The sequence below is a fragment of the Candidatus Neomarinimicrobiota bacterium genome (genome assembly GCA_021734025.1).
Taxonomy (GTDB): domain Bacteria; phylum Fidelibacterota; class JAANXI01; order JAANXI01; family JAANXI01; genus JAANXI01.
Window position 1 is genome coordinate 29,942 of the sequence record JAIPJS010000026.1, and the last position, 14,018, is coordinate 43,959.

The window sequence follows — 14,018 nt, forward strand, 5'->3', positions numbered from 1 at the left end:
ATTGAAGTTTTTTTTCGGATTGTGATTTTGGGTGCGATTCGTCGTTGACCGATCTTGTCTGGGAGAGGATTTTAGCGGTATTCTGATCACCAATACGTATCCCGGCGACTATATTTTCGGGAATTCTACGAAACAATCTTCGGCGGGATGTCAGATAAGTGAAGACTGGAAAATGCCAAAGCCGGGAGCGACCTGTAGGTACAGCGCCGCTCCCGGCTTATGGTTGGTAGGGGAACCGTCTGTTAACGTATCGGTACTGGTGATTGATCCAGGATAGTGATTTTAATCCCGATCTCTTCCGATTGAGACTTTAGAATCTTCATAACGACTTTCGTCCAGACAAGTCCTTCGGAAGAATAAATTCGCAGCGCCGTGTTCGTCTTTGTCACGGCCGGATTTTTCAGCAGTCGTAAAAATCCATCCACAAATGTTTGAATATCATCAGGGTAAAGGATTTCAAAAACATGCTCGGTATAAATCGTTTGCGTGTTGTAGCCGAGCAGAGATGAAAACATCGAGTTACCATAATAAATATGGCCGGATGATTTCAGGATCAGTACCGGTTTAGTTCCTTTTTGCTCTAACTTCAGTGACTGTTGCTGTTCAAAATCGACGGCACAATCACGGAATCCGACGGACTTAGGATAGTTCATTATTGTCCTCGTAGTTTATTTTCTGATGGAGTAAAAATTGCGGCCGATATTGCGGAAAAAGAATGGTCCGATTTATCCCGGCCATCATACTTTGGTTAAGAAGAACCAAACATTTTAAAAAGGAAGTCAATTGCATTAGTCCTCCATTTTCTCAAAAGAAATTGAAACCCCTGGCCGGGGCGTGTTTGACCAGGGGTCCATTGTAATGTCCCAGCACAACATCTATTCCTGGTAGACGCTGGAGACATTCTGTATGTGTTCTTGAATTCTCTGGACGTTTGTTTCTGCCTTTGTATAATTTGCCTGGACTTCTAATGCTTTTTGATAAGCCGTTTCAGCCTGCTGATAGCTCGTCATGTTTTCAAGGGCAATCCCCAGATTATTGTGGAAATATGCTACATTTTCCTTCTGTCGGATAGCTGCTTTCAGCAGTTCCACGGCCTCTTGATAGCGGCCTTCGTTGATATAGATAAGGGCCAGATTATTCCTGGCATACGGATTATAATCAGACAATTCAATTGATTGTTGATAGGCCCGGATAGCGTCGTCGGTATTTTCCGTGTTATAGAGCAACCGCCCGTATACCTTCCACAAGTCACTATGCATAGAATCAAGAGTCATCGCGTGGGTCAGGACTTCGTTCGCTTTGTCATACTGTTCGGTTTCAATGTACGCTCGGCCCAGGTTGACGAAAGCCGGAATCATTTCAGGGTTTTTGCTTAATGTAATTTCAAAATATTTGGCGGCACTGTCCGGATTGTCATTTTTTAAAAAGTGGACGCCCTTTGTGTATAGGTCGGTGACTGATGCATCAGTGGTCCGGACAGTTTTGGTATGTGTAGCCGATTCGGAATTCAGTTCATTTCCTTTGAGAATTTGTGCCTGTAACAATGCCATGAGAATTCCCAGAAGAATGATCGAAAGTACCTCAAATTTTGATCTGGTTTCCATGGCTGCCTCCTGGTGATTTCTTTTCATGCTGCTATATATACTTTCAACAATCGATCCAAAGTTCTATAACGGGTGGTTGAAAACACGGAAAACCGTTTAATAACAAATATTTACGCTAAAATATATTTAAGCAGAAAATGTCAGATATTGCTGAAAGCTGTGTCCACTATTACTCACAGTGTGTACTGTAGGACACAAGGTGTAAACTCAAGCCAAGGGACTATTAATATGAATTATACAGACGTGAGGGACATTAATCTACAGAAATGACCGCATTTTCGACGTTGTAATTCGCCAATACCGGTTGAGGAAAATTCGAGATTGCAGGGGGGATACTTTCGATGACAATAAATTACTCCGAGAGCGGAGTACCCCCGGAGAAGTCATACACTGAAACAGGCTATTCCGGACGCTCGATGTCCAGGCGGCGCATAATTTTTAATAAATTAGAGTGGTTAGCGATATCCAGGGACTTGGCGGTATTCGTGATATGCCAATCGTGCTCTTCCAGGGCGCTGATGATGATTTGGCGCTCGGCCTGATATTTCAGATCCTGAAAACTCTTCCCGCTCTCATAGCTGGGCACGGCTTCTTTCTTTCGGATGTCGCCGGGAATATGTTCAGGTAAAATTTCGTTCCGGTTGCACTGGATGATCATTCGTTCAACGATATTTTCCAATTCGCGGACGTTGTTCCGGGACCAGTCATACTGCCGCAACTGTTCAAATGTCCCGGGATTCACGGTTTTTTCCGGAATGCCGAATTTGTCGCACGTCCGTTCAACAAAATGGAGCGTAAGCGGCTTTACGTCATCCAGTCGCTCCCGGAGAGGTGGTACCTGAATTACATGGGTACAAATTCTGTAATACAAGTCCTCCCGGAATTGATCGTTCTCGATCTGCTCTTCAAGATCCTGATTGGTGGCGGCGATCACCCGGACATCCACATCAATCTCTCTGCCCTCGCTTCCCAGTCGTGACACCTGATTTTCCTGCAGGACCCGGAGCAGCTTGGCCTGGATATTTAAGGGCATGTCGCCGATCTCGTCCAAAAATAGTGTTCCGCCATTCGCGACCTCGAATTTTCCTTTGGTGGTCTTTTCTGCGCCGGAAAAGGCCCCTTTTTCAAAACCGAACAGCTCGCTCTCCACCAGGTTCTCTGGAAGGGCTGCGCAATTCAGCGCCACAAACGGCTTTTTTGCTCTGTCACTTTTGTCATGGAGCTCTTTGGCAACTAATTCTTTGCCGGTACCGCTTTCCCCCGAGACTACCACATTGCTCGGAACCCGGGCAATTTTGTTAATAGTTTCCCGCAACTCCTTGGTTTTGTCGCTAATCCCGATGAGATAGGAATCTTGCCCCGAAGCGTTCTTCAGCTGCTTATTTTCCACCATCAACCGGCGCTTTTCCAGGGCGTTTTCGATCACCTGGATCAACTGATCCAGATTTACTTCATTTTTATCAAAGAAGTTATACGCGCCAAGATTTACTGCACGGACGCACCGCTGAAAATTTCCCTGGGCAGTATATACAATCACCGGCACATCACTGGGTCCATTTTTCTCCATGGTTTCCAGCATCTCCAGACCATCCATCACCGGCATCTCCAGATCCAGGATCACCAAATCGATGGCTTCGTCGTCCAGCTTCCCGAGCGCATCCTTACCATTTTCCGCAGTTAACACTTCGTGTTCGGTTTTGCGCTCCAGGTCATAGGCATACTGCTCCCGGATAGTTTTCATATCGTCCACGACAAGCAACGTACTCATATATTATTTCTCCTGTAAATCGTTGAGTTTGGTAGAATGTACATCAGAAAAATCATGTTTGGAGCGGGAGCGTAACGGTGACGGTCGTGCCTTCGCCCTCATCACTCCGGATTTTGACATTTCCGTCAAAGTCCCCGATTATGCGTTTGACGTTCGCCAGGCCCAGCCCGGAACCATCCTCTTTGGTTGTGACTGCCGTCCGAAACAGCTGATCCTGAATTTCTTCCGGGATACCCACGCCGTTATCCTCCCAGGTGAGTCGGACTTTGGTGCCTTCCACCGCTGAGGTAATCCGGATTCGACCGGATTCTTCAAACGCTTCGACGGCATTTTTCAGGATATTCTCAAACGCCCGGCGGAGCTGCACTTCGTCGGCCATGACTCTCGGCTCCTCTTCGGTTAGCTGCATATCGATATCCACAGACTGTCCAGAGATATGCTGATAACTTCCGGCCAGATTCCGGAGAAGAGTATTGACCGACACCGGTTTCCGGTCAATATCAGGCCGGAGTTTGGCGTAATTGCGGGTCAGGTCCTCCAGATAATCCAGGCTTTCGAAGACCGTATTCTTTCGGTCACGGAACACCCGGGAGAGATCTTCGGGTTCCTGCTCCTCAACTTCCGCCCAGTGATTCATGACGTTGCGGATTGGGATGAAGCCGTTTTTAATATCGTGATTCACCTGACGGGCAATGTCGGCCAGGGCAGCTTTTTGTTCCGCCGAGGCAAGTTTAATCCGGTTTTGCCGCAGGCGTTGCACCATATTTTGCAGGGCATCATTCAGGATGCCGATCTCGTCGTTGGTGCGCTCGGTAAAATTGACGTTCAGCGTTTCCAGCGATAAATCGGATGCGGTGGAGGCCAGCCGTTCCAGCGGCTGGGTCACCTGTTTTGTCCGCCAGATTACTGTAGCAATAGCTAACAATATGCCTATCCCGGCGATGAGGTACATTCGGCGATTTAGTCCGACCAATAACCGATTCAATTCCGTGGTCGGATAGTGCATTTGCATTGTTACCGGAGAGTAGCCATCTTTGGTAAAAAGCGGGAGCCGAAAACCCCCAACTGTGTACTGCCGGTGCGAGACATATTGCACAGTTTCCTGGGATTCCAATAGATCAGTCGGTTCAATTTGGACGTGGCCTACGCTATCATTACTCGCTATAGCGATTGAATCCCCCTGGCTCAAGACCAGTGACGTATTGGGAGCCGGCTGGAGCTCCTGAAGGAATTTGTTGCTGATTTCAACGCCGCCAATCAGGTAAAATCGTTGCCCGCTCATAGTCACCGAATCCAGTGCCACCAGGCTGATAAAATCTCCGGTCGGACGGGACAATTCAGCAAGCACCAATGAATCCGGTGACATACGGATACCATTGATAAGCCAGTTCGACTGCCCTCCGAACGCGTTCCGATAGTGTCCGGAACTCAATACCGTACCGCCGGCATCAGTAATGGCCAGCGCCTGGAGACCCATTGCAGACATGTAATTTTTGGCGTAATCCACGATAAATTGCTGATGGATATTTTTCAGAATAGCGGCCTGCAGCCGGAATTCATAGTCACCCTGGAGCTTTTGTGCAAATTGGTGCAACTGTTCACTGATGCCGGTATGCCGGGTTTGTAATTCCTGTTGCACTGATTGAAGGGATGCGTTGACCTGTTCCCGGTATTGTGTGGTGAACTGCCGCACGACGGTCATCCGCACAGCCAGAACCACCACCAAAATGGTAATAAAGAACAGGACTGCAAATGTCCCGGCGAACTTTGCCGAGAGCGGAATTTGTATCTTGCGGATTTTTTCTATGATCTGCTGCAACCAATTCATCGTATCGGCATCCAGGCCTTCGAAAAACCGTATTCCTGAGTTCCGAGCAATTGAATGCCGCGCAGTTCAGTGGGAAGTACGCTGTATTTTGTAACCCGAAAGACGGGCACCAGAATGCCCTCATTGATCAGGTGCTCCTCAATAGCAGAGGGATAATTTTGTGGCGCGGAACTCAGCCTGGCGTGGAGCGCATTTTTCATGTCCTGGTTGATAGCATATCCCCGATTCAAGAGGTCAACTAGATTATAAATCGGGGTTCCGAATGCCGGGGAATAAGTATCTACCAAAATACCGTAGTCTCCGCGCGAACGCATTTCTTCAAACTGATCTCCGGGAACTCCCTGGGGGATTTCCCGGGGAATATTCTGCTGGGAAAGCCTCGCTGCGAGGCGTTCAGCTATTTGCCTGCCGACCGGATCGCCTGAGCGATAGGCGATAGAAACCGGTTCGCTGATCGCAGCGGAATCGGAGAGTTCAGCTGATGACGGTTCAATCTGCCGATTGCCAAAAAAGCGGGAAGTTACAGTACATTCTGCCTCGTCAATGATATTGGCGGTTACGCTTTTATCCAGTGCTCCGGAAATAATCCGGCGAACACCAGCAGAGCCCAAAAGCGGTGAATCCGGGTTCATTGCCAGAAAATATACGGGATTGACCGGGAATGGACGTACCGAAACCTGCGGTAATTTCTGATAGTATATTACGTCCTGCTGGTGCTGTACCTGACTGAGGATATTACGCTCCTGAAGAAGAGAATCGCTGACTTCCAGTGAGCGGGGATAGATTTGCAATTGTTCTATATATGGGTACCCTCTATAATAATAAGGATTTCGTGCCAGTGTGACCGGAGTTGTTTCTCGTGCACCAGGTTCCTGAGCCCGAAGGACTGAAAAAAGATTCCATCCGTCGGTTTCCATGGGAAGGTTTTGTCCGGTCGCCTCTGCTGCCTGCTCCGGAAAGTCGGTGATACGAAACGGGCCTGTCCCGACTGGAATGCCGGACTCTACCGTTTTATTGATTCGGAACGTATGATGAGTCAAATGTTCGATAAAGTACGGTTGGGGTTCACTGAGTCGGATACGCAGTGTATGTTGGTCGACAACTTCTATCCCGGAGATGGTATCGGTTTCCCCGCTCAGGAATTCCGGTACGCCGGCAATCATCTGCCACAGCCATTGGTCTGAACACTTGCCGGTTCGGCACTCTTGCCACCGTCTTTCCCAACTTCGTTTGATGTCGCCCGCTGTGAGTGGCGTTCCCTCAGAGAACCGAACGTCCCGCCGGAGATGGATATCCCAGGCAGTCCAGCCACCCAGATGTTCCGAATCTCTCGCCACTAAAGGCCGCACTCGCCGGTCATCTCCGATGGTAAATAACGTCTCCGAAATGTTCCGGGCAAGGTTCGCCGAGATCCGGCCGGCCGGCTCCTCGGTAATTTCTTCGGGTGTGACCAGCGCTATCCGAGAGGAATAGTCCGGCAGTACTGGCGCCTTGTAGTTCACCGATGCACTCCAGCGAATCTTGTCCGCCGGAATGAACTGAAACTGCCCCCTTTGGGATACCCGGTTCTGAGACGCCAGACTCACAATAAAGCCCTTCGTATCCCAGAGCCGGGCTCCGGTCAGGGCGGTAACCGGTGCAGGAAACTCCGGCGATTGTCCCCGAAGGCTCAGCGCCCGCTCCTCGACGTTGAACATTACAAACGAACGGGCATCTTCAGTCAGCACGCCGAGTTGACGATTACCCAACCGATAAATACGTATACCCCACGCCCGCTCACTTTTCCAGAGATGGGTTTGTCCGTTTGAGTCCAGCAGATGCAGGTATCCGGCAGCATCGAGGAGGACCGTGCGATTTACAGACGGAAACCGGCGGAGACTTCTGAATTCACCTGGTGTAAAATGATCATTTGCAAAAAGATCCTGCCCGGAAACCGAATGCCACGAGGCCACTGACCAGGGGGCTTGCCCTGCATTTTCCGCCGGGCGGATTCTGATGTCCGAGGATTGAATAGATATAATATTTGCCGATTCGAGCGTTGAGGTAATAACACTAATATCGGTGATTGCGGAATCTTTAGACAAAACCCACGTGGCAGCCCCGGCAGAACGCAGACTGTGAAATGTTTCGCTGGGAAACTCGTGGTGATACAAGCGTTTGATATCGGCATCTATCCGATATATGTCCACGGAATCGGCAAAAAGAGTCACCAACATACCTGAATCCCGGATTCGGTCTCCCAACCATACAAGATCGAGGACCTTGCCCCGTACCCCCGGCCCCACAGTTTTCCAGACCTGTAAGGGCGTTTGCGGCGTACGGAGCGAATCCCCGGCGCTGGCAAATTCTCTGGTATCCACCGGGAGCACAACGATGCTCCCATCATGGTTCAGTAAGACCATCTCCCGTTCGGTTGAGTCCGCGACCTGTAAGTATTCGATGAGTGCCTGTCGGAATTGTTGCCGTTGCTCAGTATATAGCGCCGGCGACTCTTGGGGGGAGAGGGCTAAGAGGCTGTCGGTGGCTTGGCTGAGGGCTTTCCGTTTTTCCATCTGGAGTCGAGTGCGATAGTCTTCAGCCGGCGAGCGTTCTCCCGCTGGCTGCCAAAACGTACATCCGCTCAATCCAACCAGCAGAATAAGCAGAACCGGGATGATCCGTTTATTTATCCAAGGGACGTTCATAGGGTATAATGTATACTTTTGGACACATCTTCGTGTGATGAAAAACACAGCCAGCCAGTTACCCGGTTTACAGGGTTCCGCGTTTCTGGTGTGTACGGGATTACACATTGTAAAGTATTGTTGTCTATAATTGCAACCCCACTGAAAACAGTTAAAGCGTTAATAATAAACAATTTACGTCCTTCCAAGAATTGCTGGTACAGTTATTGAAAGAATAAGTGTAGGTAACGATACAGTCAATACAAAAGCGATCGAAACGAGAATTTAAATGGGCAATGCACGGCTGAGTCAATATCTGATGGTGAGCAGTATTCTCTGTGTGGGGCTATTAGCTGGGTGTTCAGGAGTTCCGGTCCCGTCAGATTTTATGCCAGCCGTGATCCAGGGACAAATTATCAGTACTAGCGAAGGAGGCGTTTCTCACTCCGGCGTTGCCGAAGTGGAAATCGTTTTGCTCCGGTATGATGCCCAGGGAAATATCCATCGCGGGGAAGCCGATCGCATTTTGACTGCCCGGGATGGCACTTTTCGCGTGAAAACAAATTCAACCGGGATTTCCGGACTCGTGGTGTGGGGGGAAAAGAACGGCCGCGATTGGAAAACGGTAATCCCGGTAACACTCGAACCCGGTACAATCCATACCACTGGTCCGATAACTAAACAAACGACAATTGCGACAGATATATACCTGAAGCGAAAATATGGGGGACAGTCGGCAGTGACCTTTGCGCAAGTGTTAGAAAATATCCGAACCGAAGCGGAGGTTGCGCCAGTGATCCCCGAAACGGTCCGGGATTTGACACTTGCCGGAATACCTGATAATTCCAGAGAAGCCCGGGCCACGGAACCAGCCGCCAAATCGGATGTGACTAGCAATGTGCAGCATAGCAATATGCAGCAAGATATGGATGAAATCCGGCAACTGGCAGACCAGTATTCAGGAGAGCCGCAGGAAACCTCCCCTATTCGAAACCTGAACGATGACACAATAGATATTACAACTATTCCGGAAACAATGACTCTTGTCACTGCAAATCAGAGGTAATCTATGAAAAAAGTGCTCGTATCTGTGTTGATGTACTCACTGGGATTGGGATTGCTGATACTGGCACATTCGGGTTCAACAACTGAAGCCATTGATGGTCGGTCTGATGCACCACCGCTCTTGAGTACGAGGGTTACCCAGTCGGAGGCGACCGATCAATCAACCGAGCAGGCCTATATTCTGTCAGGATTACCGACGGAAAGGTACACAAAATTGTCGCCGGCACTGATCCCGATGGATCAAAATAGATTTTTAAATGCTCTGGCGCGGGCCCAAAGTATCAGGATTAATCACGGAGGGCAGACAGGATATACTTTGAACGGGCATAATATGTTGCATTATGAACTGAGGAGCTTTCCGGAGGCCCAAAATCCGGAGAGCGACCTGAACGAACCTTCGATCCGGAGGTAACGTCTGCGAACTGTTGACTCATTGCTGGTCGGTTACCACATCAGGTGCCGACCAGCAATGCCTCCGTATACTTATCAAAACCATTTTAACCTATGCAAGAGAGACATAGAATGAAGCAGCTGGCAATACGATTAATAATAACAGGTGTATTGCTGTTTGGAACAGTTTTTTTACTCCAGTGCAGTGACCAACCCATGAATAATATATTGAAGAGCGAATGGAGCTACGCACATCCTGTCCAAACGGATAGCCCGAAATTACCGGAAGTTTCCGAGGGTGATCAGGTCATGATAAGCTATTCGGTCCACCCACCAACCCAGATGGATTATGTGTTGACCAAAGACCGTAAACTCCAGTTTACGGTTGGCGAAGAACATTACCTGCGGGAGTTTGATAAGGTGATCCGGAGGATGCAGGTTGGTGATAAGGCGCAGATTCGGTTGTCCGGAGATAAGATATTCGGATCACGGAGTGAAAACCTGGTGATCCCGTTTTCAAAAGAAGCATTGCCCGAAGGAACCACTATAGAGAAGGACAGAGTCGTTTGGTTCCGGGCGCCTGATGGCAAAATGTCTCCCCATCGAATTGTCGGTTTGAAAGACGATCACGTACTGCTGGACATGAACCACCCGTATGCAGAAGAAACCGTAATTGTTCAGGTGCAACTGCTGGATATTCTTTCGTAAAAGTCGGAGGAACTGAAGCCCTTCCTGCTCTGTATTTCCTCGTTTTCTCATAAACCGGTGACGCAAGTCACAACTCAAACCCCGACAAATAAATCAATCGATTTAAATGCGGCAATTGTGTATCTGCCTTCACACAGATGTGTCATGTGTGACACGTACCGGAACGGCGATAGCTTCAGGGGTTACCGGCTGCAGTGTAGCAACTGACACACTTCATTTAATACCTGCCCAAACACGCTATTTATTTATAATTGTTATAAGTATCTGTAATAATTCTACTTATGTTGATATAAACCCTGTCCGTTTTTCTGGAATGAATGTTGATTCTGTTAATAGCAGAACGCAGTCAACCCAAACGGAGGGAATCACGATGAAGGGAATAAACAGATATACAAAGTTGGCGATGTTTGGAATTCTGGGAATGGTCGTTGTCGGATTATTAGCCGGGTGTAACAATCCGAGTAATGTCTCCCAGGGGGACTATTCAATAATTCAAGGTCGTGTCGCTGCAGATGAGGCCGACCCTACGCTGAACAAATCCGCAACGGGTGACAAAGATACGGCAGTGATATTGGCTCGCGTGACCGCTGATGGATCGCTGGAAACAGTTTCCAGTGAAACGGTCCATACCGACGTAAATGGTCATTTTACCCTGCGTACGAAAATCGAAAATGAGCCACATCTGGTTGTGGTCGCGACCAGAGGATCAGCGGAATGGCGCGCCGTGGTCAGTGGAACGGTGGAACATAAACATACAACATATGTAGCCCCGCTGACCCGCGAAACCACCGTGGAGACGGATGTATACCTTCGTATGAAAATGTACGATCAGCTAGAAGCGATGACCTACGCAGATATCCAGAACCGGATTGATGCAGATGTGGCTGCCCATGCTTACGGTGATGCAATGGCCGTCAGCCAGCTGGCGTCTGCCATAGAGTCCGAACTCAAGGTAGAGCACGAACTCTTTTTTGCCTCGGAATCGGATGCATTAATTGGAGCGATTACTCAGGCAAAATCCGAAGCGCAGGCAGAGTTAGACCAGAAATTGTACGAATCAGGAACCGAAGCTTCTGCATCCGGAAGCCACCGGACATTTGTCCGGAATTATCTCCGGGCTTATAGTGACGCCGGGATCGACATCAGTAACTATGCCCGTAGCCGTGCTATGGCGTTTTCCGCGATGATACAGAGTACCGGCAGCATGAACACGAACCTACGCTTCGACTACCTCCAGGCTCTGGCGGAATTTAGGGCTGAGGTTATGACTCGGGCTGTTGAAGCGCGATTTGCGACATTGGAAACGTCGGATTCAGTAGAGGCAGATCTGGCTGCTATGGAGACGGAACTGAATGCGTCCATAGACGCAGCAACATCATTGGCAGAGATCCGGTCGGCGTTCAACACGTATCACAGCTCGGTCATCGATCTGCTGCGGCTTACCCTGGATGTGGATGAAGCGATGATGGCAGATATTCAGGGGGAAATCGAGGGGGAGAACGGTTTACGCGCCGCTCTTTCAGAATCACTGGCTCTGTCGATTTCAACGGAGGCGATCATTGAAGCATATCAGGATTATTATACCGCCATTGAATCCAGGGTATTAAGCAGGACCTCGCTGGGAGTGGGCACAGATGCCAACTTGATGGCAGACATATTTATTATTGCTGATACAACGGTATAGAAAATTATTTTGAATAATTGCCGGCTTCTGCCGGATACGGTATGGACAAGGGAGGAAACAATGGAACCAACACGAGATTTTATTCGAATGAGTAAAGATGCAGACGAAATACAAGGGCACTGGTTTCCGGAGGTTGGTGATCCGGTCTCGACTATTGAAAGTGACGAGTTCCAGGGCACGCTGATCCGGACAAACGACAACAATTTCACAGCACAAAAGACAGACAGGTTCGGAAAGATTTTCTACGGCGCTATCTGTAACAGGCAGCTTACCAGACAGTATTACGTCTGGCTGCCCCGTGTGGATCAGCTCCAGGATTACACCAGAAAAAATCCGGATGCCATGTTTGATCGGTTTCGGGAGTTCTATTCAAAGATGACGACCCAAAACGCCTCATTGAAGGCGCAATACCGAAGATTGTGGCTGATGTTTGTGATGTGGGATAGCCACCAAAAAGTCTGGACGGGCAAACACTGGATCCGGATAGATCATTATACGACCAGGACGCAGTTCGTCACCGAAGATATGGAATCCTATCGGTTCTTAAATTAAAACCGGGGAATATAAACCATGAAAACAGGAACCTATCGGACTGATGAAAACGGAGTAATCCTGACCGTAAACACAGACTTCAAACGGATGTTAGGGTATCCTGAGCGCACTGTATTCCAGGGGAAAAATCTTGGCGAATTACCAATATTCAAGCGGTATCCCCGCCACGATATCAAATCGGCAGTCCGGCACTTTCACCAGATACAGGGCATCCCGGTGATGCTCCTTTCAAAAGACGGGCAGGAAATTTCGTTTATCGAAGATGTGAGGATGATTATGGACACTGGGCAGCAGGATGTGGTGTATGAATCGCGGTTCCGGTATAATCCTGGAGCATGCGACGTGATTCTCCCGGATGATGCAGGAGATATTCGAGACCCGTGGGGTACGGTGCCCCGGGAATACCGTTCAACTCAGTAAAATTTTTCCATTTTTTCATCTGTCAGAGGTTAGGAGGGATGAACCATGAAGAACATAACATCGCACAATAAAACAAAAGCAATTTGGGAACATTTATTAGACTCCGGTGGATATTCTATCGGCTATTTCTCAATTACCATTGAAGGAGATCGTGTTCGTGTCTACCATTACAGAACAAAGCAGGTGGTATTTCTGCACCGAAGAGGTTCATATGACGGAATGCAGCGTCTGTGTAAATCGCTGGGATACAATTTTGAAGATCTCCTGAGCCGACATTACCCCAAATCTTTCCGATCACTACAAAAAATACACGCGGCATAAATACATAAAACACAACAACTTGATGCGTATCACGCCGTGTGAGACTACTCACGGACATTCCAATATACGGCCCGTACAATGATCGCAGAATTTGTTGAGGAAGAAACTCAGACGATGATGAGAAGAAGCAAAAAAGGGAGGAAACGATGAAAATTCTAAAAACAATATCGATCATGGTATTAAGTGCGGTCTTTTTAATTTCATGTAGCGATTCGCCAACGGATAGCAATAAGGGAACGACCGGTCAGATGCGGGTACAAGCCTATGACGCCCCGTTGGATATGGATGCTGAAGGTATCTATTTAGACATTGAATCAGTTGCAGTCCATAAGGCGGACGGAGACTCAGCTGAGGGGTGGATCACCGTGGCGCATCCCGATACTACGATCAACTTTCTTGACCTGGTCAACGGCGTCAGAGCTACGCTGGTCGATACGGCGCTGGAAACCGGTCACTATACCCAGATGCGGTTAATGTTATCCGGCGATAATACCATTGAAATCGGTAACGAGATGCATGCACTCACTATTCCGAGCAGTATGCAAACCGGCGTAAAGCTGAATTTAGATTTCACCATCGAGGCGAATGAGGTTGTGGAAATCTATCTTGACTTCAACGCCGCGAAATCGGTCCATATGGCCCCGGGTGTAGGTTACATGCTCCGACCGACGTTCAAGGCGTTTAAGCGGGATGTCTCGGGGACAATTTCCGGTGCAGTGGTTGATTCGGCAGACGCCGCAATCCAAAATGCGTCAGTCTATGCAGTCGAAGGTGAAGATACCACCGCTACCGTCACCGATTCAACCGGCGCCTATATGTTGACACTACCGGAAGGGACGTATGATTTATCCGCTGAGGCTGAAGGATACTCCGGTTCCGATACAACTTACACAGGTGTGGAACTTGAGGCCGAAGAAGACTTAAGCGGGTACGATTTTCAGTTGATGGAATAGCCGGTTAAATCAGAGCAAATGAAAAAGCAGGGGCCCGGGGGTGGCGGGGGGGGGGGTTTTTT

The 14,018-nt window shown here is 48.7% G+C and carries 13 protein-coding genes; 8 read left to right on the forward strand and 5 right to left on the reverse strand.

Annotated features, from left to right (window positions below; translation table 11 throughout):
* Positions 1-242: 242 nt before the first annotated feature.
* From K9N57_16805 to K9N57_16825, 5 genes are all read right to left on the reverse strand, one after another.
* Positions 243-653, reverse strand: a complete 411-nt coding sequence (locus K9N57_16805) for a PAS domain-containing protein (protein MCF7805842.1) — start codon at positions 651-653, stop codon at positions 243-245.
* A gap of 222 nt (positions 654-875) precedes the next feature.
* Positions 876-1,604 carry a tetratricopeptide repeat protein gene (locus tag K9N57_16810; protein MCF7805843.1) on the reverse strand — a complete coding sequence of 243 codons (729 nt, stop codon included), beginning with the start codon at positions 1,602-1,604 and terminating at the stop codon, positions 876-878.
* 400 nt (positions 1,605-2,004) lie between these two features.
* Positions 2,005-3,372 carry a sigma-54 dependent transcriptional regulator gene (locus K9N57_16815; protein ID MCF7805844.1) on the reverse strand — a complete coding sequence of 456 codons (1,368 nt, stop codon included), beginning with the start codon at positions 3,370-3,372 and terminating at the stop codon, positions 2,005-2,007.
* A gap of 52 nt (positions 3,373-3,424) precedes the next feature.
* Positions 3,425-5,200, reverse strand: a complete 1,776-nt coding sequence (locus tag K9N57_16820; protein ID MCF7805845.1) for a HAMP domain-containing protein — start codon at positions 5,198-5,200, stop codon at positions 3,425-3,427.
* Positions 5,197-7,884, reverse strand: coding sequence for a hypothetical protein (locus K9N57_16825; protein ID MCF7805846.1), 2,688 nt, complete (start codon positions 7,882-7,884; stop codon positions 5,197-5,199). Before K9N57_16825 ends, K9N57_16820 begins: the two co-directional genes overlap by 4 nt.
* Before the next feature lie 268 nt (positions 7,885-8,152).
* On the opposite strand from K9N57_16825, the gene K9N57_16830 reads away from it, so the two are divergent.
* From K9N57_16830 to K9N57_16865, 8 genes are all read left to right on the forward strand, one after another.
* A complete protein-coding gene (locus tag K9N57_16830; GenBank protein ID MCF7805847.1) occupies positions 8,153-8,929 on the forward strand; it encodes a hypothetical protein in 777 nt (258 codons plus the stop codon).
* Between the two features lie 3 nt (positions 8,930-8,932).
* Positions 8,933-9,340, forward strand: coding sequence for a hypothetical protein (locus K9N57_16835; GenBank protein MCF7805848.1), 408 nt, complete (start codon positions 8,933-8,935; stop codon positions 9,338-9,340).
* 194 nt (positions 9,341-9,534) lie between these two features.
* Positions 9,535-10,026 (forward strand): FKBP-type peptidyl-prolyl cis-trans isomerase, encoded by a 492-nt coding sequence (locus K9N57_16840; protein ID MCF7805849.1) that lies wholly within the window; start codon positions 9,535-9,537, stop codon positions 10,024-10,026.
* A gap of 370 nt (positions 10,027-10,396) precedes the next feature.
* Positions 10,397-11,710: a hypothetical protein gene (locus K9N57_16845; protein ID MCF7805850.1), complete on the forward strand. Its 1,314-nt coding sequence runs from the start codon at positions 10,397-10,399 to the stop codon at positions 11,708-11,710.
* Positions 11,711-11,770: 60 nt separating this feature from the next.
* Entirely contained in the window at positions 11,771-12,262 is a 492-nt protein-coding gene (locus tag K9N57_16850) for a hypothetical protein (protein MCF7805851.1), read from the forward strand.
* An 18-nt stretch (positions 12,263-12,280) separates the two neighbouring features.
* The gene (locus tag K9N57_16855) at positions 12,281-12,682 is read left to right on the forward strand and encodes a PAS domain-containing protein (GenBank protein MCF7805852.1); all 402 of its coding nucleotides are present in this window, start codon (positions 12,281-12,283) and stop codon (positions 12,680-12,682) included.
* A 45-nt stretch (positions 12,683-12,727) separates the two neighbouring features.
* Positions 12,728-13,003 carry a hypothetical protein gene (locus K9N57_16860; GenBank protein ID MCF7805853.1) on the forward strand — a complete coding sequence of 92 codons (276 nt, stop codon included), beginning with the start codon at positions 12,728-12,730 and terminating at the stop codon, positions 13,001-13,003.
* Positions 13,004-13,149: 146 nt separating this feature from the next.
* Complete coding sequence (locus K9N57_16865; GenBank protein ID MCF7805854.1) at positions 13,150-13,956, forward strand: DUF4382 domain-containing protein; 807 nt, start codon at positions 13,150-13,152, stop codon at positions 13,954-13,956.
* The last annotated feature ends 62 nt before the right edge of the window (positions 13,957-14,018 follow it).

Coding starts and splice junctions, on each gene's coding strand:
- K9N57_16830 (MCF7805847.1), top strand. CDS start 8,153: ATGGGCAATGCACGGCTGAGTCAATATCTGATGGTGAGCAGTATTCTC.
- K9N57_16805 (MCF7805842.1), bottom strand. CDS start 653: ATGAACTATCCTAAGTCCGTCGGATTCCGTGATTGTGCCGTCGATTTT.
- K9N57_16810 (MCF7805843.1), bottom strand. CDS start 1,604: ATGGAAACCAGATCAAAATTTGAGGTACTTTCGATCATTCTTCTGGGA.
- K9N57_16835 (MCF7805848.1), top strand. CDS start 8,933: ATGAAAAAAGTGCTCGTATCTGTGTTGATGTACTCACTGGGATTGGGA.
- K9N57_16820 (MCF7805845.1), bottom strand. CDS start 5,200: ATGAATTGGTTGCAGCAGATCATAGAAAAAATCCGCAAGATACAAATT.
- K9N57_16845 (MCF7805850.1), top strand. CDS start 10,397: ATGAAGGGAATAAACAGATATACAAAGTTGGCGATGTTTGGAATTCTG.
- K9N57_16860 (MCF7805853.1), top strand. CDS start 12,728: ATGAAGAACATAACATCGCACAATAAAACAAAAGCAATTTGGGAACAT.
- K9N57_16815 (MCF7805844.1), bottom strand. CDS start 3,372: ATGAGTACGTTGCTTGTCGTGGACGATATGAAAACTATCCGGGAGCAG.
- K9N57_16855 (MCF7805852.1), top strand. CDS start 12,281: ATGAAAACAGGAACCTATCGGACTGATGAAAACGGAGTAATCCTGACC.
- K9N57_16865 (MCF7805854.1), top strand. CDS start 13,150: ATGAAAATTCTAAAAACAATATCGATCATGGTATTAAGTGCGGTCTTT.
- K9N57_16840 (MCF7805849.1), top strand. CDS start 9,535: ATGAATAATATATTGAAGAGCGAATGGAGCTACGCACATCCTGTCCAA.
- K9N57_16850 (MCF7805851.1), top strand. CDS start 11,771: ATGGAACCAACACGAGATTTTATTCGAATGAGTAAAGATGCAGACGAA.
- K9N57_16825 (MCF7805846.1), bottom strand. CDS start 7,884: ATGAACGTCCCTTGGATAAATAAACGGATCATCCCGGTTCTGCTTATT.